The organism is Micromonospora sp. C81, assembly GCF_018070425.1.
GTDB lineage: Bacteria > Actinomycetota > Actinomycetes > Mycobacteriales > Micromonosporaceae > Micromonospora > Micromonospora zamorensis.
Genome location: NZ_JAGPXS010000004.1, coordinates 439,756 through 460,691 on the forward strand (window position 1 = coordinate 439,756; position 20,936 = coordinate 460,691).

21 protein-coding genes are annotated in these 20,936 nt (G+C 72.5%); 11 read left to right on the forward strand and 10 right to left on the reverse strand.

Annotation, left to right across the window (positions count from 1 at the left end; translation table 11 throughout):
* Positions 1-32: 32 nt before the first annotated feature.
* Together KBX46_RS10770 and KBX46_RS10775 are read left to right on the forward strand one after the other, a co-directional pair.
* On the forward strand, positions 33-1,313 hold the full coding sequence (locus tag KBX46_RS10770; protein ID WP_210792325.1) for a PQQ-binding-like beta-propeller repeat protein: 1,281 nt from the start codon (positions 33-35) through the stop codon (positions 1,311-1,313).
* Positions 1,310-2,593, forward strand: a complete 1,284-nt coding sequence (locus KBX46_RS10775; RefSeq protein WP_210792327.1) for a PQQ-binding-like beta-propeller repeat protein — start codon at positions 1,310-1,312, stop codon at positions 2,591-2,593. Before KBX46_RS10770 ends, KBX46_RS10775 begins: the two co-directional genes overlap by 4 nt.
* Here the strand turns inward: KBX46_RS10775 and KBX46_RS10780 are convergent, their stop codons facing one another.
* Positions 2,594-3,742: a peptidase C39 family protein gene (locus KBX46_RS10780; RefSeq protein WP_210792328.1), complete on the reverse strand. Its 1,149-nt coding sequence runs from the start codon at positions 3,740-3,742 to the stop codon at positions 2,594-2,596.
* A gap of 142 nt (positions 3,743-3,884) precedes the next feature.
* Between KBX46_RS10780 and KBX46_RS10785 the strand changes: the two genes are divergently transcribed.
* The 4 genes from KBX46_RS10785 (at position 3,885) to KBX46_RS10800 (ending at position 6,709) form a co-directional block, all read left to right on the forward strand.
* Positions 3,885-4,553: a response regulator transcription factor gene (locus KBX46_RS10785; RefSeq protein ID WP_088951539.1), complete on the forward strand. Its 669-nt coding sequence runs from the start codon at positions 3,885-3,887 to the stop codon at positions 4,551-4,553.
* Entirely contained in the window at positions 4,550-5,725 is a 1,176-nt protein-coding gene (locus KBX46_RS10790; RefSeq protein ID WP_088946821.1) for a cell wall metabolism sensor histidine kinase WalK, read from the forward strand. The genes KBX46_RS10785 and KBX46_RS10790 overlap by 4 nt, the downstream gene beginning before the upstream one ends.
* A gap of 160 nt (positions 5,726-5,885) precedes the next feature.
* Positions 5,886-6,293 carry a VOC family protein gene (locus KBX46_RS10795; RefSeq protein WP_088946822.1) on the forward strand — a complete coding sequence of 136 codons (408 nt, stop codon included), beginning with the start codon at positions 5,886-5,888 and terminating at the stop codon, positions 6,291-6,293.
* Entirely contained in the window at positions 6,290-6,709 is a 420-nt protein-coding gene (locus KBX46_RS10800) for a VOC family protein (protein ID WP_210792332.1), read from the forward strand. The genes KBX46_RS10795 and KBX46_RS10800 overlap by 4 nt, the downstream gene beginning before the upstream one ends.
* Before the next feature lie 117 nt (positions 6,710-6,826).
* On the opposite strand, the gene KBX46_RS10805 is transcribed toward KBX46_RS10800, so the two are convergent.
* From KBX46_RS10805 to KBX46_RS10835, 7 genes are all read right to left on the reverse strand, one after another.
* Positions 6,827-7,453, reverse strand: coding sequence for a dihydrofolate reductase family protein (locus KBX46_RS10805; RefSeq protein ID WP_210792334.1), 627 nt, complete (start codon positions 7,451-7,453; stop codon positions 6,827-6,829).
* The gene (locus KBX46_RS10810) at positions 7,450-7,926 is read right to left on the reverse strand and encodes an SRPBCC domain-containing protein (protein WP_210792342.1); all 477 of its coding nucleotides are present in this window, start codon (positions 7,924-7,926) and stop codon (positions 7,450-7,452) included. Before KBX46_RS10810 ends, KBX46_RS10805 begins: the two co-directional genes overlap by 4 nt.
* On the reverse strand, positions 7,923-8,261 hold the full coding sequence (locus KBX46_RS10815; RefSeq protein WP_210792344.1) for a helix-turn-helix transcriptional regulator: 339 nt from the start codon (positions 8,259-8,261) through the stop codon (positions 7,923-7,925). Before KBX46_RS10815 ends, KBX46_RS10810 begins: the two co-directional genes overlap by 4 nt.
* A gap of 129 nt (positions 8,262-8,390) precedes the next feature.
* The gene (locus KBX46_RS10820; RefSeq protein ID WP_210792346.1) at positions 8,391-9,161 is read right to left on the reverse strand and encodes a hypothetical protein; all 771 of its coding nucleotides are present in this window, start codon (positions 9,159-9,161) and stop codon (positions 8,391-8,393) included.
* Between the two features lie 129 nt (positions 9,162-9,290).
* A complete protein-coding gene (locus KBX46_RS10825) occupies positions 9,291-11,360 on the reverse strand; it encodes a 3-hydroxyacyl-CoA dehydrogenase NAD-binding domain-containing protein (RefSeq protein ID WP_210792348.1) in 2,070 nt (689 codons plus the stop codon).
* The gene (locus tag KBX46_RS10830; RefSeq protein ID WP_099851449.1) at positions 11,357-12,553 is read right to left on the reverse strand and encodes a thiolase family protein; all 1,197 of its coding nucleotides are present in this window, start codon (positions 12,551-12,553) and stop codon (positions 11,357-11,359) included. Before KBX46_RS10830 ends, KBX46_RS10825 begins: the two co-directional genes overlap by 4 nt.
* 194 nt (positions 12,554-12,747) lie before the next feature.
* On the reverse strand, positions 12,748-14,067 hold the full coding sequence (locus KBX46_RS10835; protein WP_099851451.1) for a ribonuclease D: 1,320 nt from the start codon (positions 14,065-14,067) through the stop codon (positions 12,748-12,750).
* A 266-nt stretch (positions 14,068-14,333) separates the two neighbouring features.
* Between KBX46_RS10835 and KBX46_RS10840 the strand changes: the two genes are divergently transcribed.
* Both KBX46_RS10840 and KBX46_RS10845 read left to right on the forward strand, forming a co-directional pair.
* On the forward strand, positions 14,334-15,539 hold the full coding sequence (locus KBX46_RS10840; protein WP_374224954.1) for a trypsin-like peptidase domain-containing protein: 1,206 nt from the start codon (positions 14,334-14,336) through the stop codon (positions 15,537-15,539).
* Positions 15,540-15,690: 151 nt separating this feature from the next.
* A complete protein-coding gene (locus KBX46_RS10845; protein WP_210792351.1) occupies positions 15,691-16,554 on the forward strand; it encodes a hypothetical protein in 864 nt (287 codons plus the stop codon).
* A gap of 21 nt (positions 16,555-16,575) precedes the next feature.
* On the opposite strand, the gene KBX46_RS10850 is transcribed toward KBX46_RS10845, so the two are convergent.
* Positions 16,576-17,148, reverse strand: a complete 573-nt coding sequence (locus tag KBX46_RS10850) for a DUF3000 domain-containing protein (protein WP_088946832.1) — start codon at positions 17,146-17,148, stop codon at positions 16,576-16,578.
* Positions 17,149-17,286: 138 nt separating this feature from the next.
* Between KBX46_RS10850 and hemE the strand changes: the two genes are divergently transcribed.
* Genes hemE through hemQ form a run of 3 tightly spaced genes read left to right on the forward strand, consistent with a single transcriptional unit; the run spans position 17,287 to position 20,504 of the window.
* Positions 17,287-18,384, forward strand: coding sequence for a uroporphyrinogen decarboxylase (gene hemE, locus KBX46_RS10855; protein ID WP_088946833.1), 1,098 nt, complete (start codon positions 17,287-17,289; stop codon positions 18,382-18,384).
* 6 nt (positions 18,385-18,390) lie between these two features.
* A complete protein-coding gene (gene hemG / locus KBX46_RS10860; protein WP_210792360.1) occupies positions 18,391-19,806 on the forward strand; it encodes a protoporphyrinogen oxidase in 1,416 nt (471 codons plus the stop codon).
* Complete coding sequence (gene hemQ / locus KBX46_RS10865) at positions 19,803-20,504, forward strand: hydrogen peroxide-dependent heme synthase (protein WP_210792362.1); 702 nt, start codon at positions 19,803-19,805, stop codon at positions 20,502-20,504. The genes hemG and hemQ overlap by 4 nt, the downstream gene beginning before the upstream one ends.
* A 92-nt stretch (positions 20,505-20,596) precedes the next feature.
* Here hemQ and KBX46_RS10870 read toward each other — a convergent pair.
* Positions 20,597-20,936 (reverse strand): cellulose binding domain-containing protein (locus KBX46_RS10870; protein WP_210792364.1); only part of this gene is annotated, 340 nt, incomplete at its 5' end.

The following is a 20,936-nucleotide window of genomic DNA, read 5'->3' on the forward strand; positions in this document are numbered from 1 at the left end:
GGTCAGCCTGAGTGGTGACGGAAGGACGATCGTTGTCGATCATCGAGCTGGGCGAAATCCGGGAGGAGCCGGCGTCGGCGCCTCCGGTCCGCCGCCCGCGCGCCGCCGGTCGCCCGCTGCGCAGCGCGGCGGTGCTGGTGCTCAGCCTGGTGGTGCTGGCCGGCGCCACGCCGTCACCGCAGCGAACGGTGAGCATCGTGCCGGCGTCGCCCACGGCCACGGCATACCTGGCCGGGGACGGCATCTTCGTCATCGACCCGCCGACACCCGACGGGGACCGCTACCTGACCGCCTACGCCCAGCCGGCACCATCCGGAACAGTCGTGCGGCGGCGGTGGCAGACGCCGCTGGTCCGCACCGGTGACTACCTGGACGTCCGGGTCGAGCGAGGGTTGGTGTTGACGATGGCGGTCAGCGCCCCGAACAGGGTGTTCCAGACCACCGCCTTCGACACCGTCACGGGCCGGCAACGCTGGCAGCATCCTGGTGCTCCCCAGCTGACAGCCAGCGGCGCTCTGCTGGTGACCGACGGCCGGGAGGACGGGTCGGGCGCGGTGAGCGGGGTCGAGCCCGACACCGGCCGGGTGCTCTGGTCGGTGTCGGTCCCGCCGGCCGCCAACCCGTCCTACCACCTCACTCCCGAGGGCCAGGTCGACCGGTTCGTGCTCCTGCAACCGACCGGCGAGGTGCAGGTGCACGACGCCGGCACCGGCCGCCTGCTGCGTAGCATCGACACACTGCCCGGTGACCGGTCGGCGTACCAGCGGGTGCAGGTCGTCGACGACCTGCTGCTGCTCGTCCCGCCCGGCAGCACCCGGCTGGTGAGCTACGGGCTGGCCGAGCTGGAGCTACGGTGGACGGCCGAGGTGACGCTGGTGTCGCATGTGGTCGACTGCGGCGGTCTGCTCTGTGCGGTACCGCAGACCGGCGGCCTCCAGGTGCTCGATCCCGCCACCGGCGCGGTGCGCTGGTCCGAACAGGGCCAGGACAACCTGGCCGACGTCCGGTACGGCCGGTTGCTGATGGCCAGGCCCGGCCAGGGGTACGAGGTGCGGGACGCGGCGACCGGGCAGGTAAGGACCGAGCTGGGCGCGTGGGGCCTGCTGCCGGTGCTCGGGCCGGACGATCCGCTGGTCGGCCTGCGCCAGGGGGCCGACGGCCGGATGGTCGTCGCCGAGCTGGACCTGGTGGCAGGTCAGGCGCGGATCCTCGACGTGCTCCGGGTCATCGCCGGCAGCTGCCAGGCGTCCCTGCCGGTCCTGCTCTGCCAGCGTGTCGACGGCGCGACCGCGTTGTGGCGGTTGACGCGGTGAGTGACTCGGTGATCGACCTCGGCGAGCTGCGGCACGGCACGGACCCGGAGCCGTTACCCCGCCCACCCCGCGCCGACGGCCGGCAGCTGCGCTGCGCGCTGGTCCTGCTCCTCGCGCTGGTCACGCTCGCTGCCTCCGCCGTGGTGCCACCCCGGCGGGCCCCGGTGACGCTGCCGACCCAGCCCGGGGCCGACGTCCTGGTCGACGGTGACCTCGTTCTGGTCATGGAGCCGACCAGCCCGGGGCGGCAGGGGCGGCTGGCCGCGTATCGGCTGCCCGGCGGCGAGCCGGTCTGGCAGGCGCCGCTGTCGGCGGAGGCGCGGTACTGGGGAATGACTCCGCTGGCCGGGATGATGCTGGTCACCGGGTACGAGATCGGCCCCGAGGGCCGGGAGACACGCACCGTCGCTCTGGACCGGGCGACCGGGACGTACCGGTGGCAGCAGCCGGGCAGCGTCTTCGAGCTGACCGACGGCAACCTGCTGCTGCGTACCGGAGGCGAGACCCAGCCGTCCGGTCTGCGCGTGGTCGATCCGTGTTGCGGCACGGTGCGTTGGCAGCTGCCCCCCACCACCGCCGAGATCAACGTTCGGGACACCGGGCACGGAGTGGACCGCGTGGTGCTCAACCAGGTGGACGGGCCGGTCGAGGTACGCGACGCGGTCACCGGCGCGGTGCTGGCCCGCGCCGACCTGCGCCCGCCCGACGGTGGTCCGATCAGAGTGGACCTGACGAAGGACCTGCTGCTGGCCATCGACAGAGGGTCCGGCACGGTCGCCGCGTACGGGCTGGACAAGCTCGACCAACGCTGGAGCCGCGCGGGTGTCAACGTGGACTTCGCCCTGGACTGTGGCCCCGTCCTGTGCGTGCGCACCGGCAACAACGAACTCCAGGCGATCGACACCGCAACCGGCGCGTTGCGCTGGCGCAACACCCGGTGGGGTTGGGCCTGGCCGTACGACGGTCGGCTGATGGTCAACGTGTTGAGCAGCGAAGACGGGCCGGAGCACTTCGTCGTGCTCGATCCGCTGACCGGGCGGGAGTTGGCCGACCTGGGCCGGTGGGACCTCTACCAACTCAGTCTCGGTGGTCGGCTGATCGGCACACGACGGCATCCCGACGGAGGGGTGGTCGTTGGCGAGGTGGACGTCCGCGCCGGGAAGGTGCAGGTCCTGGACGTACTGCCCCAGGCCATCGGCGAATGTCAGGCGATGACCGGTCACCTGGTGTGCGGTGCCGCCCCGGCCGGCGCGTACCGGATCTGGGAGTTGCCGGACTGACTACCAGTTCGCCTGAGCGGGCGGCGGGGGCAGCGGCACCGACGGGGGCCGCAGCACGTACGCCACACCGCCGCTGCCGCGCTGCCAGACCGCCTCGAACCGCTGCCGGGGCACGGTACGGCGGACCGCGTCGTCGTCCGGGGCGTACGGGTCGTTGAGCACCGGGTCGCCGTCGACGGTGAAGCCGACCAGCACCATCAGGTGCCCTGCCGTGTCGTACCCGAGCCCCGGCACCTCGTCGGCCCGGAACGCGGCGGAGACGATCAGGGGGATGCCGGCCGCGATGAACGCCTCCGCCTCGACCAGCGACCGCAGCCGGGTGACGAACGCGTCCATCCCGTACCGGCCGGCGTACGCGGTGTTGAACGACCAGTTGCCCGCCCCGGCGTACGCGTGGTCGTAGCAGTGTCGGGCGGCGTGCACCACCACCGGACGCGGGCCGGGCGGCTCCACCCAGGCGTAGTGCTCCGGGGTCGGCTCGGCACCCCAGTGGGCGAGCACCATCGAGGTGCAGGTGGGGCTGCACCAGGAGTCGCCGCCTCCTCCCCACTGCGGGTACTGGCCGGCGTGCAGCCGCTGCGAGTAGCGGGGCACGTCCAGCACCTGGCCCCAGGTGGCGGACGAGGCGGGCTGCGCGTACCCCTGGTCGGTGCCCGTGGGACCGGTGGCGACCGCGCCGACGCTGCGCAGCACCGGGCCGGTCGGGCTTTCCGCCGGCCGGCACAGGGTGACCCGCGCCTGCCAACCGGTGACCGTCGCGCCGGTCACGATCAGAGTGTCGGTGTCGACACGGGCGTCGCCGTCGCGCTGCCCGGGCACCGACGTGCGTTCAACCGCCAGGTCGTCGGCCGCCCAGCGGGCCAACCGGTACCAGCCGGTGCTCGGCGCGTCGTCGTGCCAGCCGCGCAGCTCGACCTCGATCCAGCAGCCGGCCGGGGTGTCGGCGGTCCAGGACGGCACCACCTCGCTGACGGGGAAGTCGACCCGCACCGGCGGCGACGTCCAGGTGGCCTGCTGGTTCACGCCGTCGAGGGCCAGCCCTCGACCGGTGGCGAGCAGGCCGTCGCCGTTGCCGGCCGTCGTGTCGGCCGGCAGGTGGAAACCCCGGTAGGCGATGTCCCGCCCGGTGGGTGGTGCCGCGATGGTCATGCCAGGTCCGTCCGTCCCTCGGTGCCGCGGGCCAGCATCGCGTACGCCGAGGTGGTCCGCAACGCCGACCGGTGCGGGCGGCGAGGGACGATGGTTGCCGACCGGCACTAGGTTGTCGGTGGTCAGCAGCGAGGAGGCCGGGATGCGGGTACTGGTGGTGGAGGACGAGCGCAACCTCGCCGACGCGATCGCGCGAGGATTGCGCAAGCGGGGGATGGCCGTCGACGTGGCGTACGACGGCGACGCCGGCCACGAGGCGGCGTTCGTCACCCGGTACGACGTGGTGGTGCTCGACCGGGACCTGCCGGGTGTGCACGGTGACCAGATCTGCGCCGACCTGGCCGCCTCCGGCGCGCTGACCCGGGTGCTGATGCTCACCGCGAGCGGCACGGTGGCCGACCGGGTGGAGGGGCTGCAGCTCGGAGCGGACGACTACCTGCCCAAACCGTTCGCGTTCGACGAGCTGGTTGCCCGGGTGCAGGCGCTGGGCCGGCGGGCGACCCCGGCCGCGCCGCCGGTGCTCGAACTGGCCGACCTGGTGCTCGACCCGGCCCGTCGGGTGGCCACCCGCGCCGGCGTGCCCGTCGACCTCACCAACAAGGAGTTCGGGGTGCTCAGCGAGCTGCTCAAGGCTCGTGGCGCGGTGGTGTCCAGCGAGGAGCTGCTGGAACGGGTCTGGGACGCCAACACCGACCCGTTCACCACCATCGTCCGGGTCACCGTGATGACGCTGCGCAAGAAGCTCGGCGACCCGCCGCTGATCGAGACGGTGGTCGGAGCGGGTTACCGCACCGCTGAGGTTGGCGCATGAGCCGCCGGTTGCGGCCCACCCTGCGGTTGCGGCTGACCCTGCTCAACGGTGTGCTGCTGATCGGGGCCGGTGCGATCCTGGTGTTGCTGGCCTGGCTGCTGGTCCGTGACGCGCTGCGACCCACCGACGAGTTGCTGCCCGGCACGGTCGTGCTGCTGGCCGACGGCGAGTCGATGGACGCCGCCCAGTGGCAGCGGCAACTCGTCGACGCCGCCTCCGGGGAGTTGCTGGCCAAGGGCCTCGTCGCGCTGTTGGCGATCAGCGTCGTCGGGGTGGCCGGCGCGTACGCGGTGGCCGGGCGGGCGCTACGCCCACTGCACCAGGTCACCGCGACCGCCCAGCGGCTCGGCGAGGCGACCCTGGACCAGCGGATCGGCTACTCGGGCGCCGACGACGAGGTGGCCGAGCTGGCCAAGACGTTCGACGCCATGCTGGACCGGATCGCGTCCGCCTTCGAGGCGCAGAAGCGCTTCGTGGCCAACGCCTCGCACGAGCTGCGTACCCCGCTCGCCGTGATGCGCACCGAGATCGACGTGACGCTCAGCGACGACGACGCGGACGCCGCCGAGTACCGCCGGATGGCGACAGTGGTCCGTGACGCCTCGGAGCGGGCCAACGGCCTGGTGGACGCGCTGCTGGTGCTGGCCCGCAGCGAGGCCCAGGCCGGGCGGCAGTTGGGCCGGCGTACCGAGTGTGACCTCGCCGCCGGCACTGCCAACGCGCTGTCCGCGATGCGCCGGGAGGTGGAACGGATCGGGCTACGGGTCCAGACGTCACTGGAGTCCGCTCCGGTGGTCGGCGACCCGGGGCTGCTCGACCGGTTGGCCGGCAACCTCATCGAGAACGCGGTCCGCTACAACCACCTGCACGGCCGGCTCTGGGTGCGCACCGGCACCGACGGCGACCGGTCCTGGCTGGTGGTGGGCAACACCGGCTTCGAGGTGGACCAGGCCGACGTGCCGGGGCTGTTCGAGCCGTTCCGTCGCGGTGGCCGGGAACGGACCGGGGCCCGCGGCTCCGGCCTGGGGCTGTCCATCGTCCGGGCGGTCTGCACGGCGCACGGCGGCACCGTACGGGTGATCGCGCAGTCGGGTGGTGGTCTGGAGGTGACTGTCACCCTCCCGTCGGCGGACGCTCCGGCGGTCAACGGGTCGGTGCCCGGCCAGGGCTGACGGGGGTTGCGCGCGGCGTTGGGCCGGTGGCAAGATCACGGTGTCAGCCAGGAAGCGAAGGGGGGTGCGTCGATGTCCACCAATCATGACTCCGCACCCCGGGTGTGCGCCGGCTGACTTCCGGAAGCGGAGCGTCCCATCCCGTACGGAGGGAACACCCGTGTATCCACGGATCCGCAACATCAGTTTTGACTGTCACGACACGTACGCCCTGGCGGGCTTCTGGGCCGCCGTGCTCGGGTACGCCCGGCACTCCGAGGACGCCCCCGGTGACCCGGAGGCGGCCCTGCTGCCGCCGGACGACGCCACCCCGAACCTGTTCTTCCAAGAGGTGCCGGAGGAGAAGGTGACCAAGAACCGGCTCCACATCTGCCTGGAACCCGTCGACCGGACCAGAGATGAGGAGGTCGAGCGGGTGCTCGGCCTCGGTGCCACAGTGGTCGCCGACCGTCGGCGTGCCGACGGCACGGGTTGGGCGGTGCTCGCCGACCCCGAGGGGAACGAGTTCTGCGTGGTCCGCAGCGCTGGGGAACGTCTCGCCACCACCACCGTGGAGGACCAGCTGTGAGTTCGACGATCCACAACATCAGCATCGACTGTCACGACACGTACGCCCTGGCCGGTTTCTGGGCGCAGGTCTTCGACTGCCCCCGGCAGCCCGACGACTTCCCCGGTGACCCGGAGGCGATGCTCCTGCCGCCGGGCGGCCCGGAGGTGCTCTTCCTCGCCGTGCCCGAGGGCAAGACGGTGAAGAACCGACTGCACCTGGACCTGCAACCCGCCGACCGCACCCGGGCCGAGGAGGTCGAGCGACTGCTCGGCATCGGCGCGACGCTCGTCGCCGACCACGTCGGCCCGACCGGCGGTGGTTGGGTGGTGCTCGCCGACCCGGAGGGCAACGAGTTCTGCGTGCTCGGCAACGCCGACGAGCGGGCGGCCGCGGCGGCCGCGCGGGCCGCGGCAGCGGTTGCCGAACCGGCCTGACCGTCCACGGACGGCACGGGGCCCCGACCACCCTCAGGTGGCCGGGGCCCCACGCCACGCTGCTGGGGCAGGACTTGCAAGCAAGATTCAGGCGGTGGCCGTGTCGTAGCGCGGTGACTAGACGAAGTTCGTCACGCCCTCGTATTCCGCCACCGGGGCGGCGCCGACATGCTCGTACTCGAGCAGGAGCAGGCCGTTCGCGGTTGCGTCGTGGTGGACGAGTCGAAGGCCGGTGGCTGCGCTCGGGTGGTCGAGCAGCCGCCGTCCGGAACCGACCACGGTGGGGGCGACGACGAGTCGGAGGGTGTCGACGAGGCCGGCCGACAACAGGGCCCTGCCGAGCCGCGCGCTGCCGTGAATCTGGAGCTCCCGTCCTGGCTGGCCCCTGAGGTTTCCGACGCTTTTGATCGGGTCGCCGTGGAGCACCGTCGTCGGGTGCCAGACGCCCTCCGTCAGGGTGTTGGTCACGACGTACTTCGGTAGTGAGTTCATCCGCTCGGTGTACGGATCGTCCGGGTCGGTGATCTGCGGCCAGTCGCGAGCGAACGCCTCGTAGGTCCGCCGCCCGAGGAGCAGACCGTCGGCGAGACCCAACCAGTCAGAGGTGCGGCGGACGAAGGCCTCATCCAGGTAGGGCACGAGCCAGCCGCCGCGGGTGAAGCCGTCGCTCGGATCCTCGGTCGGCGAGCCGGGACCCTGGCTGACGCCGTCGAGAGTGACGAACTCGGTAAGGACGAGCTTCACGGCGCACCCTGGCTCTCGGCGACCCCGGCGAGTTGTTCGGTGACCGAGCCCCAGCCGTCCGCGAAGCCGATCTTCTCGTGCAGGTCACGAGCGGCGGGATCACCGTGGCGGACGACGACCCGGTAGTCCGTGCCGTCCGGGTGGTCCTTCATGGTGATCTCGGCGGTCATCGGGACCGGGCTGGGGTTCGCAGGCCGCCAGGCGCTGTCGATCACGTTCGTGAACACGATCCGTTCATGATCGTCGACGACGAGGAAGCACGCGTCGAGGTGTGGGACGAACTCCACCCCGTCATCGCTCAGTCGGGTCACCAGCGCGCCACCGGGCCGCACGTCCAGGCGATCGACGCGGCACAGGGACGGCGCCGGGATCCACCACTTCGCGAAGCGGGACGGGTCGGTCCAGGCGCTCCACACGGCGGCACGGGGGGCGTGGATGACCCGCGCCATGGTCAGGTCCAGGTCGGGATTCACTGCTGATCCTCCTGCTGATCGGTGACGAGGCGTTCGAGGCGATCCGTGCGCTCTTCCCAGATCCGGCGCTGCTCCGCGAGCCAGTCGTCGACGAGGGCGAGGCGCTCGCGGTTGAGCACACAGGTGCGCACCCGGCCGCTCTTGGTCGTCCGGATCAAGCCGTTCGACTCGAGCGTCTGCACGTGCTTCATGAACGAGGGAAGGGTCATCGGGAACTCGCGGGCGAGATCGCCGACGCTCGTCGGGCCGCGCCCGAGGCGTCGGATGACCCAGCGCCGGGTCGGGTCGGCGAGGGCGACGAACACGCCGTCGAGCTGCGCCGAATACTGTGCCATGCGGCTAAGTATTGCGTGAGAAAATACTTAGCGCAAGGGCAAAGTATTTACCAGGATGGGCAACCCGATGCTCGGCAGACACGGCACGGGGCCCCGGCCACCCTCGGGTGGCCGGGGCCCCGTCGACTGTCAGGAGCGCTGCTCGACCTGGCCCCGGATCGTGATGAACTCGGCCTTGGCCTGTTCGGCGGACTTGAAGTACGTGACCACCATGCCCAGGCTGCCCTTGTCGGCCCAGACGCAGACGCCCAGCGGCACGCTCTCCGCCTTGCCGTCGCCGCAGCTCGCCTCACCGCCGAGTGGGCCGGGATCGACGGCCACCATGTTGGTCACCGTCAGCTCGGTGGAGAGCCCGCTGATGGCTTCGTCCATCTCTTTCTTCGGGTCGGACATCAGGCCGGACGCGCCGGCGATCATGACGAGGTCCTGCTTGGTCGGGTCGCCGTAGAAGGCGCCGACCGTGCTGGTCTCGTTCTGCACCGACGACTTCATCTCGCGGACCAGTTGGTCGGCGGCCGTCTGGAGCTCCGCGTCGGTGACCTTCGGCCGGCCGGCGAGGGTGGCCGGCGCGACCAGCCGGGTCTTGCTGGCGTCGACGGCGTCGCCCACCGGCCCCTTGACAGCGAGCCAGGTGATCACCGCGCCGCCGACGCAGAGCACCAGCACCACGGCCAGCACGATCAGCACGATCTTGCCGGCTTTCGACTTCTTCGCCGGCTGCGGGGGACCGAGAAGGCTGGGGTCGCCGTACGGCTGACCCGGCTGCGCGGGCGGGAATCCCTGCTGCTGCGGCGGGGACCAACCACCGGGCTGCTGCGGCTGGCCCGGCTGACCGGGCTGCTGCGGCGGGGTGGGGGAATCGTGCGGCGGGCCGTAAGGGTTGGCCGGCGGCTGGGACATTCAGTCAGCTCCAAGTTGGGGGTGCAAAGCGCGTGATCCTAACCCGCCGAGGACCTCGGCGTTGTCCCTGCACAGGCCCCCTGCCAGCCGCCATGTGATCACAAACAGTCGCGGTGGTGCTGCGATCGGTCAGGCCGGCAGGCTCGCCGCCCCGCGCGGCAGGAACCGCTGACCGGTGACCCGCTCGGACGTGCCGGTCCGGTCCAGGTATGGAGTGACCCCACCCAGGTGGAACGGCCAACCGGCGCCCAGGATCATGCACAGGTCGATGTCCTGCGCCTCGGCGACCACGCCCTCGTCCAGCATCAGCCGGATCTCCTGCGCGAGCGCGTCGAGCGCGTTCTGGCGCACCTGCTCGGCGGTCAGCGGCTGGTCACCGACGACGAGCAGCTTGGCCACCTCGTCGTTGACCTGGTCGTCGACCACGATCGGTTGGCCCGAGTCGGCGATCCGCTTGAGGTTCTCGCTGACACCGAACCGGTCCGGGTACGCGGCGTGCAGAGTGCCGCCCACGTGGTACGCGACGGCCGGCCCGACCAGCTGGAGCAGGGCCAACGGGCGCATCGGCAGGCCCAGCGGGTCCAGTGCGCTGTTGGCCACGTCCAGCGGGGTGCCCTGGTCGACAGCGGCGAAGACGGTGCCCAGGAAGCGGGTGAGCAGCCGGTTCACCACGAACGCCGGAGCGTCCTTGACCAGCACGCTCGACTTCTTGAGCTGCTTGCCGACCGCGAACGCGGTGGCCAGCGTGACGTCGTCGGTGCGCTCGCCCCGGACGATCTCCAGCAGCGGCAGCACCGCCACCGGGTTGAAGAAGTGGAAGCCGACCACCCGCTCCGGGTGCTCCAGCTCGGCGGCCATCTCGGTGATCGACAGCGAACTGGTGTTGGTGGCGAGGACCGCCTCCGGGGAGACGATCTTCTCCAACTCGGCCCAGACCTGCTTCTTGACACCCAGGTCCTCGAAGACCGCCTCGATGATGAAGTCGGCGTCCGCGAAGGCGCTCTTGTCGACAGTGCCGCTGACCAGGCCGTACAGCTTGGCGGCGGTGTTCTTGTCCATTCGGCCCTTGGTGACGGCCTTCTCGATCTGGGTGTGCACGTAGCCGACGCCCTTGTCCACCCGGGACTGGTCGAGGTCGGACATCACCACCGGCACCTGGAGGCGGCGGGCGAACAGCAGCGCCAACTGGCTGGCCATCAGGCCGGCGCCGACGATGCCGACCTTGGTGATCGTGCGGGCCAGGCCCTTGTCCGGCGCGCCGGCCGGCCGCTTGGCCCGCCGCTGCACCAGGTCGAAGGCGTACAGACCGCTGCGCAGCTCCTCGGAGAAGACCAGGTCCGCGAGGGCCTCGTCCTCGGCGGCGGTGCCGGCGGCGAAGTCGCCGTCCTTCGCCGTCTCCAGCAGGTCGAGCGCCTTGTACGCGGCCGGAACCGCGCCGTGCAGCCGCTGGTTCAGCGTCTCCCGGGCGAAGTAGAGCACGCCCGCCCACATGTCCTTGTCGACCTCGGGCCGGGTCACGGTGACCTGACCACGGACCACCCCGGCGGCCCACTCCAGGGACCGCTCCAGGAAGTCGGCCGGCTCCAGCAGGATGTCAGCGATGCCCAGCTCGGCGGCCTGCTTCGGCTTGAGCATCTTGTTCTGCATGAGCGGGTTCTGGATGATCACCTGGGTGGCGGCGGGAATGCCGATCAGGTTCGGCAGCAGCTGGGTGCCGCCCCAGCCCGGCACCAGGCCGAGGGAGACCTCGGGCAGGGCCAGAGCCGCCACACCACCGGAGAGCGTCCGGTAGTGGCAGTGCAGCGCCAGCTCCAGGCCGCCGCCCATCGCCGCGCCGTTGACGAACGCGAAGGTGGGGACGGTGCTGTCCTTGAGCCGGGCGAAGACCCGGTGACCCAGCCGGCCGATCTCCAGCGCCTGCGCGCGGTCGGCGAGCTGCGGCAGGCCGACGATGTCCGCGCCCACGCAGAAGATGTACGGCTTACCGGTCACCGCGATGAACGCCGGGTCGGCGGCGAGCGCGGCGGTGATCGCCTCGTCCAGGCTGGCCAGACCACCGGGGCCGAACGTGTTCGGCTTGGTGTGGTCGAAGCCGTTGTCCAGCGTGATCAGGGCGGCCGGACGGTCCAGCCCCGGCACGTTCACCTGGCGCAGCAGCGCCTTGGTGACGACCTCGTTGGTTGCGGCGAGCGCGCTCACTTGTTGCCCTCCGTCCAGTGCGGGTTCTCCCAGATGACCGTGCCGCCCATGCCGATGCCGATGCACATGGCAGTGAGGCCGTAGCGAACCTCGGGGTGCTCGGCGAACTGGCGGGCCAACTGGGTCATCAGGCGTACGCCGGAGGAGGCCAGCGGGTGACCGATGGCGATCGCGCCGCCCCACGGGTTGACCCGCGCGTCGTCGTCGGCGATGCCGAAGTGGTCGAGGAACGCGAGCACCTGCACGGCGAACGCCTCGTTCAGCTCGAACAGGCCGATGTCGTCGATGCTGAGCCCGGCCAGGCGCAGCGCCTTCTCCGTCGACGGGATCGGGCCGACGCCCATCACCTCCGGCTCCACACCGACGAAACCGAACGACACCAACCGCATGGCGATCGGCAGGCCCAGCTCACGGGCGGTGGCCTCGTCGGCGAGCAGGCTCGCGGTGGCGCCGTCGTTCAGGCCGGCCGCGTTGCCCGCGGTGACCTTGCCGTGCGGGCGGAACGGGGTCTTCAGGGTGGCGAGCTTCTCCAGCGAGGTGTCCCGTGGGGCTTCGTCCACGGTGGCCAGACCCCAGCCGCCCTCGGCGTCGCGGATCGACATCGGCACCAGGTCGTCCTGGAGCTTGCCGTTGGCGTACGCCTTGGCGGTCTTCTGCTGCGAGGCGAGCGCGAACGCGTCGGTGCGTGCCTTGGTGATGTGCGGGACCAGGTCGTGCAGGTTCTCCGCGGTGGAGCCCATGACCAGCGCGGACGGGTCGACCAGCTTCTCCGCGATGATGCGCGGGTTGGGGTCGACACCCTCACCCATCGGGTGACGGCCCATGTGCTCGACGCCACCCGCGATGGCGATGTCGTACGCGCCAATAGCGATGCCGCTGGCCACGGTGGTCACCGCGGTCATCGCGCCGGCGCACATGCGGTCGATGGCGAAGCCGGGAACGGTCTTGGGCAGACCCGCCAGCAGCGCGGCGGTACGGCCGATGGTGAGGCCCTGGTCACCGATCTGGGTGGTGGCCGCGATGGCGACCTCCTCGACCCGCTCCGGGGGCAGCTGCGGGTTGCGGCGCAGCAGCTCACGGATGCAGCGGATCACCAGATCGTCGGCGCGGGTGTTGGCGTACATGCCACCCGCCTTGCCGAACGGGGTACGGACGCCATCGACGAAGACGACATCCCGAACTTCACGGGGCACTTGAGCCTCCTATTCGACCATGATCCGGCTTTCGCGCCGAGCGGCGCTGCGGACTGAACCAAGGGTCGCCGACACGGGCAGGTTCCCCCGAAATGCTACTCGCCAGTAACCAACCCCGTCCCGACCCCCCGCTGTGGCCCACCCCACACTGCCCGGTGACCCACGCCCCCGAGCGCCGGGCCGGGAGCGTGGGGTCAGGGGGTGGGGTCCAGGGCTTCGGTCAGGTCGGGCGTGAGGAGGCCGATCTGCCACTCGCGGGCGTTGAGACCGCGCAGGGTCTCCGCGACCGTCTCCTCGGTCAGCTCCTCCGGCGGGGTCCAGGCCAACCGGCGGACCGAATCCGGCGTGATCAGGTTTTCCGGCGGCAGGTTGTGCTCACCGGCGATGCGGATGACCACCTCCCGGCAGCGGGCCAGTCGACCAGCCGCCACCGGGTCCCGTTCGGCCCAGCGGTGCGGCGGGGGCGGGCCCTCCACGGTCGGGGAGACCGGCAGGGAGTCCTCCGGGAGCTGCCGGGCGTCGTCGAGCGCGGCGAGCCAGGTGCGAGCCAACCGCCGCACCGACCGGCCGCCGAAACCGGGCAGGGTCAGCAGGGTCTTCTCGTCCTTCGGGTCCAACTCGGCCGCGGCGATGATCGCCGAGTCGGGCAACACCCGACCGGGCGCGGCGTCCCGCCGGGAGGCGATCTGGTCCCGGGCGTACCACATGGAGCGGACCCGGGCCTGGGCCCGCGCTCCCCGCAGCCGGTGGATGCCGGACGTGCGCCGCCAGGGCTCGGCGCGGACCCGCGGTGGGCGCGCCCCGGTGCGGACCAGCGCGGCGAACTCCTCCGCGGCCCAGGCCGACTTGCCCTGCCGGGTCAGCTCGGCGTCGAGCGCGTCGCGCAGGTCGGTGAGCAGCTCCACGTCGAGAGCGGCGTACGTCAGCCACGACTCGGGCAACGGTCGGCTCGACCAGTCGGCCGCCGAGTGGTGCTTCTCCAGGGTGAACCCGAGTAGCTGCTCGGTCAGCGCGGCCAGCCCGACCCGCTCGAATCCGGCCAGCCGAGCAGCCAGTTCGGTGTCGAACAACCGGCGCGGGCGCAGCCCCACCTCGGCCAGGCAGGGCAGATCCTGACTGGCAGCGTGCAGCACCCACTCGGCCTCGCCGATCGCCGCGTCCAGCGTGCTGAGGTCCGGAAGCGGCAGCGGGTCGATCAGCGCCGTACCCGCACCGGCCCGGCGCAGTTGCACCAGGTACGCGCGCTGGCTGTAGCGGTAACCGGAGGCTCGCTCGGCGTCCAGGGCGACGGGGCCGGTGCCCGCCGCGAAACGGGCAACGACCTCGGCAAGCTCGGCCGGAGCGGCCACCGGATCAGGGGTGCCGTCACGCGGGGCGATCAGCGGAACGGGCCCACCGTCGGCCGGGTCGGCTCCCTCGCCTGCCAGCTGCGGCTGGGCCGACGGCGGGTGCTGGGGTGCGTTTCCCGGAAGGTCTTCGGTGGGCCGACGGCGCAGGGGTGGTTCGTCGGTCACCTGCCAACCCTAGTGCGCGCGATGATCCGGCGGGTGCAGCCGGTCCGGCGTGTGTCGGTCAGGTGTCCACAAGGCGTCCCTTCGGATGCCGGACATCGGGGGAGACAAAGCCCGATCGCACAGGTACGTTCCATCGAACCGCCGGCCGGGACGACGAGTCGACGGCGGCGGGAAGACCACGGGAAGGCACGGCGATCATGACGGCTGGCTTCGGTTCGGGGGACGGGCGACCGGCGGGTGCCGAACCCGCCGACGCGAGCGGGTCGATGGCCGGCCGACCCGGTCCGCTGCCACCGCGCATCGAGCCCCAACCCGGTTCGACCTGGTCCACGCCCCCCTCGGGCGGCACGGACCAGGCCCGACCCGTCCCCGCACCCCGCCCCGAGCGTCCCGTCCCGCCCAACACCGGGCAGTGGGGCCCGCCGCCGACCCCGTTCGGCGGCGCCGGGCACCAGGGCCCGGGCGCTCCGACGGCCGCCCCCGGCCCCGCCGCCTATCCGGCGGCTGCCCCCGGCCCCGGCGCCTATCCGGCGGCTGCCCCGGGCCCCGGCGCCTATCCGCCGGCCGCACCCGGGTTTCCGGGCGTGGCCGGTTATCCGCCGTCCGGTCCGGCCGGCACTGGGCCCTCCACGACCGCCGGTTACCCCGGCGGCCCCGCGCACTGGCCAGCCTCCCCGCCGGCCGACCGGCCCACCCGTCGTCGGTGGCCGGCCGTGCTCGCCACGGTGGCCGTCGTCGTGCTCGCGGCGGTGGCCGGGCTCCAGGCGTACCAGCTCGACCGAGTCGGCGACCGGCTCGCCGACACCGACCGCCGGCTGGCGCAGGCCCAGGACGGCGACCTCGCCCGCCTCGACAGCCTGGACAAGCGCGCAGAGACGTTGGAGAAGCAGGCGGGTGCCGCGTTCAACCCGGAGGCGGTGGCCAGCGCGGTGCTGCCGAGCGTGTTCCGGGTCCGGGCCGGTGAGTTCACCGGCACCGCGTTCGCGGTGGGCAAGCCGGCGAGCGGCGGCGGGACGAACCTGTTCACCAACTTCCACGTGGTCGAGGCGGTCTGGGACGGCGGCGGCCGCGAAGTATTCCTGGAGCGCACCAGCCAGCGCTTCCCGGCGACGATCGTCAAGGTCGACAAGACCAACGACGTGGCGCACCTGCGTGCCAGCGGCAAGTTCAGCGGCCTGGTCACCGCGCCCGCCGCGGCGAAGTCCGGCCAGCAGATCGTCGTCGTCGGCGCGCCGCTCGGCCTGGAGGACAGCGTGACCACCGGCGTGGTGAGCGCGTTGCGGCCGGCCCAGGGCGGGTCCGGCCCGGCGATCCAGTTCGACGCCCCGATCAACCCGGGCAACTCCGGCGGGCCGGTGATCAACGGCAGCAAGGAGGTTGTCGGCATCGCCACCGCCAAGGCGCGCAACGCCGAGGGCATCGGGCTGGCCGTACCGATCAAGGTCGCCTGCGACGGCTTCAAGATCTGCTGAACCGGTGACCGGCGACGCCGCCGGCCGCACGCATCACCCACGGCCATTGCCGACCCATCGCCGACCCGGCTGATCAGCCGGCATCAGGCGATCTCTTCGCAGCACGTCACCGCGCCTGCCGAGGCGGGCGCGCCCATCTGGAGGAATGAAGATGTCCCAACCATCGCCCGAGTCGCAGGCTGTCCCGCCGGCCTCTCCGACGCCCCCCGACCCCGACCGGACCGTGGCGCACGCCGTAGGTCCCCAGGCCGGTCCGTCCGGCGCTGAACCGACCGTTCCACAGCAGGCCGTTTGGCAGTCGACCAACGCCGACCCGACCGTCCCGCACCCGGTCGCCCAGCCCGCCCCGCAGCCGTACGCGCCGGGACAGGCCCCGCCGCAGTACCCCGCGAACCCTCCCGTGCCGCCCCAGTACGGCATGCCGCAGGGGTCGCCGGGCTACCCGGCCAGCGCCCCGCCGTACACCGGCCAGCCGATGTCCGCGCCGCCGATGTCCGCGCCCCCGGTCTCCGGCCCCGGGTACGGGCCGCCGATGTCCGCGCCGCCGGTCTCCGGCCCCGGGTACGGGCCGCCGTACGGCCCTCCCGGTGCGCCGGCGGCCGGGCGGGGACGCGCGGTGCTGGTGCTGGCCCTGGTGGCCGCGCTGCTCTTCGTCGTCAGCGGCGTGATGACCGGGCTGTTCGTGACGAAGAACAACGAGCTGAACCGCACCGAGAAGCGTCTCACCGGTCAGGTCAGCCAGCGCGACGGCACCATCGCCGCCAACGCCACCGAGATCACGAGGCTGAAGGCCGACCTGGGGACGATGCAGGCGAAGCTCGACAACACCGAGCAGGACCTGACCGGCACCCGCAACGACCGTGACGAGCAGGCCCGGCAGAAGACGGTCATCGCGAGCTGCCTGGACAAGCTGACGACCGCGCTGGGAGCGGCGTCGGCCGGCAACAAGGCCGCCTACGACGCGGCGATGAAGGGCCTCGACAAGGTCTGCAACGAGGCGGAGAACTACCTGTAGCCCCCGCCGCCCCTCGCCGGGTCAGGCTGCGCCGGCGGGGCGGCGGTCGGACAGGGCCGTCACGCCGGGTGGGGGGAGGCCGGCCGTGGAGGCGAGCAGCGCACACCAGCCGAGCAGGTGCGCGCTGAGGTCGTCGTCGACCGGCGTCCAGGAGGCGCGGATCTCGATGTCACCGACTGTCGGTGGGCCGGCGAGGTCACCGAACCGGGTCGACATGGTCTGCGTGACCGTCCCGCCGATCGCCCGGTGGCCGGCGTCCTGGGCGTCCAACGCGTCGGTCAGCCACGTCCAGCCAACCCCGGGCAGCAGCGGGTCGGCGGCCAGGTCGACCTCCAACTCGGCGGTCACGTAGGTGACCAACCGCAGGGTGCCCTGCCACGCCTCGTGCCCGACCGGGTCGTGCAGCAGGATCAGCCGGCCGGTGGCCACCTCGTCGCCGTCGCGCAGCACGGCCGCCGAGAGCGCGAACGCGTACGGGGCGAGCCGCTGGGGGGCGCCGACCTCCTCCAGGGTGATCTCCGGCCGGGGGGCCGCCGACCGCAGCCCGGCGACCGCGCGGGCGAACGTCTCCGGGAGCGCGATCGGGGGGGCCATGTCGGCAGCCTATGCCGCCCGCCCGTCCCCCGCTTCGACGGCGCGCCGACGCTCATGAAGGGCTCCGGGCGTAAGGAACGGTGCCCTTCATCTCACCCCCACCCGGGTGGGGGTGGTGGGCGTGGCACGATTGCGGCGATGACCACGGACACCACGGGCACTGTCGCCCGAGACGGAGAATCCCGCCCCGGCGGACCGGCCGACTCGCCCTTCATTCGGGCCTGCCGACGCCGGCCCGGCCCGCACACCCCGGTCTGGTTCATGCGCCAGGCCGGCCGCTCGCTGCCGGAATACCGGGAGATCCGGGCGACCGTGCCGATGCTGGAGTCCTGCCGCCGCCCGGAGCTGGTCACCGAGATCACCCTCCAGCCGGTGCGCCGGCACGGGGTGGACGCGGCCATCCTGTTCAGCGACATCGTGGTGCCCGTGGCCGCGGCCGGCGTCGACCTGGACATCGTGCCGGGCACCGGTCCGGTCGTCGCCGAGCCGATCCGCACCGCCGCCGACGTGGAGCGGATCCGCCCGATCACCCGCGACGACGTCTGGTACGTCGACGAGGCCGTCCGGCAGTTGGTGGTCGAGCTGGGTGACACCCCGCTGATCGGTTTCGCCGGCGCGCCGTTCACCCTGGCCAGCTACCTGGTCGAGGGCGGGCCGTCGCGGACCCACGCGAAGACCAAGGCCCTGATGTACGGCGATGAGGAGCTGTGGCACGCGCTCTGCGGCCGGCTGGCCGAGGTGACGCTGGCCTTCCTGCGGGTGCAGATCGACGCCGGCGTGTCCGCCGTGCAGCTCTTCGACTCGTGGGCCGGGGCGCTCTCCGAAGCCGACTACCGCCGTTTCGTGCTGCCGCACTCGACCGCCGTGCTGAGCGGGCTTGTTGACGCCGGGGTGCCGCGGATCCACTTCGGGGTGGGCACCGCCGAGTTGCTCGGCGCGATGGGTGAGGCCGGCGCGGACGTTGTCGGCGTCGACTGGCGTACCCCGCTGGACGTGGCCACCGGCCGGATCGGCCCGGACAAGGCGGTGCAGGGCAACCTGGACCCGTGCGTGCTGCTCGCGCCGTGGCCGGTGGTCGAGGCCGAGGTGCGCCGGATTCTGGAGCAGGGCCGGGCGGCTCCCGGGCACGTGTTCAACCTCGGTCACGGGGTGCTGCCGGAAACCGACCCGGATGTGCTGACCCGGGTGGTCGCGCTGGTGCACGAGCTGTCCAGCCGCCGGGCCGACCAGGGCTGACCGGCGATGCGGCAGCCCTGGCGGGTGGCGGTGGTCGGCGGCGGGATCGCCGGGCTGGCCGCCGCGGTCCGCCTGCGCGACCGCGCACCGGCCGGCACCGAGATCACGGTGTACGAGCAGTCCGGCGCGCTGGGCGGCAAGCTGCGCACCGGTGAGCTGGCCGGCCAGCCGGTGGAGTTCGGCGCCGAGTCGTTCCTGATGCGCGACCCGGCGGGCGCCGAGAGCGCGGCGGTGGCGTTGGCCCGCCGGCTCGGTCTCGCCGAGAAGATCGTGCACCCCACGGTGGGGCAGGCCGCGCTGGTCGTCGACGGAGGGCTGCGCCCGATCCCGGGCGGCACGCTGGTGGGCGTACCCGGGGATCTGGACCGGGTGACGTCGGTCGCCCGCCCGCTCGCGGACGCCGACACCGACGGTGGTCGGCCGTTGATCGGGCCGGACGCGGACGTCTCGGTGGGTGCGCTGGTCCGGTCCCGCTTCGGTGACGAGGTGGTCGAGCGGCTGGTCGACCCGATGCTGGGCGGCGTGTACGCGGGCCGCGCCGACGACCTCTCCCTGGTCACGACGATGCCGGCGCTGGCCCGCACGGCCCGGGTGGAGCACACCCTGACCGGTGCGGTCCGGGCCGCGCAGGCCGCCGCGCCGCGCGCGCCCGGCACCCCGGTTTTCGGCACCCTGATCGGTGGGCTCAGCACCCTGATCGAGGCCGCCGTGACGGCCAGCGGCGCGACGGTACGACGGGACGCCGCCGTGCGCGAGTTGACCCCGACCGACACGGGTTGGCGGCTCACTGTCGGCCCGACCCGTGACCCTGAGCTGGTCGACGTGGACGCCGTGGTGCTGGCGGTGCCGGCGCGACCGGCGGCTCGGCTGCTCGCGGGCCCGGCCCCGGCAGCCGCAGCGGGCATCGGCGAGCTGGACTACGCGAGCGTCGCGTTGGTCACCCTCGCGGTGCCGCAGCCGCAGCCGCAGCTGCCTGAGCTGTCCGGCTTCCTGGTGCCGAGCACCGAAGGGCTGCTGATCAAGGCCGCCACCTTCTTCACCACCAAGTGGGGGCACCTGCGCCGACCGGACGGCGTGGCGTTGGTGCGCGCCTCGGTGGGCCGGTACGGGGAGGAGGCGCATCTCCAGCGCCCCGACGCGGACCTGGCGGCCACCGTGCATCGAGAGCTCTCGGCGGTGCTCGGCACCCCGCTGCCGGCCCCGGTCGACGGGCACGTGCAGCGGTGGGGCGGGGCGCTGCCCCAGTACGCCCCCGGGCACGCGGACCGGGTCGCCGCCGCGCGCACGGCGTTGCGGGCCGCGCACCCCACACTGGTCCTCGCCGGCGCCGGATACGACGGCGTCGGCATCCCGGTCTGCGTCCGCTCCGGCGAGACGGCGGCCGAGGAGATCGTCACAGCACTGGGAGGATCGGCGAGATGACCGAGCAGACCAACGCGGCCCGCCTGCGGGAGCTCAACGACAGCATCCGCTACACCATGTGGTCGGTGTTCCGGGCCAGCGCGCCGCTGCCCTCACTGCGGGACAACGTCACCAGCGAGGTCGTGGCCCTCTTCGACGAGCTGGCCGGCAAGGACGTGGTTGTCCGGGGCGTGTACGACGTCGCTGGTCTGCGTGCCGACGCGGACGTGATGATCTGGTGGCACTCCGCGTCCCCCGACGCGCTCCAGGACGCGTACCTGCGGTTCCGCCGCACCACGCTGGGACGGGCGTTGACCCCGGTCTGGTCGCAGATGGCGCTGCACCGGCCGGCGGAGTTCAACAAGAGCCACATCCCGGCGTTCCTGGCCGGCGAGGAGGCCCGCCCCTACATCTGCGTGTACCCGTTCGTCCGCTCCTACGAGTGGTACCTGCTGCCCGACGCCGAGCGGCGCGAGATGCTCGCCGAGCACGGGAAGATGGCCCGCGGCTATCCGGACGTCCGGGCCAACACGGTGGCCTCGTTCGCGCTCGGGGACTACGAGTGGATGCTCGCCTTCGAGGCCGACGAACTGCGCCGGATCGTGGACCTGATGCGGGACCTGCGTGCGTCCGGCGCCCGCCGGCACGTCCGGGAAGAGGTTCCCTTCTACACCGGCCGCCGGCGCTCGGTCGCCGAGATCGTCAACTGCCTGGTCTGAGCCCGGGACGCTGCCTGGTCTGAGCCCGGACGCACGCTTCGGGCCCGCCGGCCGGTGCCGCACCCCCGCCCGGGTGCGGCACCGGACGGGGGTCAACTGGTCGTCGTGCAGGAGACCAGCGGAACCGGGTTGCTGCCGTTCCACGAGCCGAGGAAACCGAACGTGGTGCTCGCTCCGGCGGCGAGGGTGCCGTTGTGGTTGGCGTTACGTGCGGTGACCAGCGTGCCGTTGGCGCTGACCGTCGCGTTCCACGACGAGGTGACCTGCTGGCCGTTGCCGTAGTTCCAGCTCACCGACCAGCCCTTTGTGGGTGAACCGCCCGCGGTCACCTTCACGTCGGCCTGGAAGCCACCGGCCCACTGACCGGTCACCTGGTACGTCGCCGTGCAGGCCCCAGCCGGCGGCGGGGTGGTCGGCGGCGGGGTGGTGGGC